Source organism: Bacillus sp. NTK071 (genome assembly GCF_017303315.1).
Taxonomy (GTDB): domain Bacteria; phylum Bacillota; class Bacilli; order Bacillales; family Guptibacillaceae; genus Guptibacillus.
The window spans coordinates 1-1,511 of sequence record NZ_JAFKOI010000039.1; the positions used below are offsets into that span (position 1 = coordinate 1).

Consider the following 1,511-nt stretch of genomic DNA (forward strand, 5'->3'; position numbering starts at 1 on the left):
TCCCGCAGGAGCATTCCTGTGAGAACAGAATGAAGCCTATTGCATAAAAAAGGACCCTCCGTTATGATGCAGGTGCTAACCAATAGCCCATAACTAAGGAGGATCCTCACATGCATCTTAATCGAAATCAACGTATTAATCAAATTTCAGAAACCACACTCGTTATTGGCATTGATATTGCCAAGCGAAACCATTACGGCTGTGCCATAGATGAACGTGGACGAGAATTAAAGACAAGCTTTGCGATCCATCAATCTCTTCAAGGTTTTGAAAGCTTTTATGCATTGGTTTTAAAAATGATGGAAACCCATGATAAAAAAGAGGTCATCATCGGGTTTGAACCTACGGGTCATTACTGGATGAATCTCGCAGCCTTTTTAACAGACCGCGGGATTCCATATGTCCTTGTAAATCCACTGCACGTCAAACAAACGAAAGAGCTAGACGATAATCTTCAGAGTAAGAATGATCAAAAAGACGCAAGAGTGATCGCGAAAATGATCCCTCAAGGGTACTACAGCTCACCGAGGGAAATGACGGAAATTGATTCAGAACTCCGTCGGGGAACGGCCTTTCGAGTCCGTTTAAAAGAACAAGTGGCTTCCATTCAAAACCGCATCCGACGCTGGATCGATCTTTACTTCCCTGAGTTCTCAATTATTTTTAAAGGGCTCGGTCAACAAGCTAAAGCTATACTTCATTACTTTCCACTTCCAGAAGATCTCCGGATCTTCTCTAAGGAAGAATTGATTACCACTCTTCAGGAAAAAGGCGTTCGCTACCTATCAAAGAAGAAAGTAGAAAACCTTCTTCACATCGCCAAGAACTCAATAGGACTTCAAGACGGTCTTGAAATGGCACGCTTAGAAATTAGGATGTTACTTGACCAAATGGCCATATATGAATCACAAATCAGCTCGTTAACTGAGAAACTTATCGTCCTTGCCCGTAAACTACCAGACTTTGAATACCTTACGTCTATTCCTGGTATCAGCGAAACGACCGTTTTAGAGCTCCTTTCTGAAACAGGTTCATTAAAACGTTACAAAGATCCACGCCAATTATTAAAACTCGCGGGACTTACACTAGTAACCAACTCATCGGGACAATCGAATGGTAAGAAGAGAATCTCTAAACGAGGACGCAGAAGACTTCGAGCTCTGTTGTACAAAGCAGTGTTTCCTTTACTTCACGCTAACCCAGCTTTTCGCACTCTTTATGATTATTACAGCGTTGAGCGCGAGAAACCGGTAACGAAAAAAGAAGCTCTTGTCATTCTTTGTCGTAAACTACTTCAGATCTGTCACGGACTTAGCGTGTATGAAATAAAGTTTGATGCCGAACGGATGATGCGAGACATGCCTTTCCTACCTACTTCGAAAGCAGCATAAGCTACTAAAAGCTTAACAGCCCAGACACTGAGAAGCCGGCCAATACACGACTTTAGACGATCGTAAGATCAGTCCATGCAGGAGCATACGCCGGCCTCTGCGTTAGGATGAGACTCAACG

Annotated in this window: 1 protein-coding gene; it reads left to right on the forward strand. The window is 42.9% G+C overall.

Features of this window, described 5'->3' with window-relative positions:
• Positions 1-110 precede the first annotated feature (110 nt).
• Positions 111-1,391, forward strand: a complete 1,281-nt coding sequence (locus JI666_RS20850; RefSeq protein ID WP_206895008.1) for an IS110 family RNA-guided transposase — start codon at positions 111-113, stop codon at positions 1,389-1,391.
• Positions 1,392-1,511: the final 120 nt, after the last annotated feature.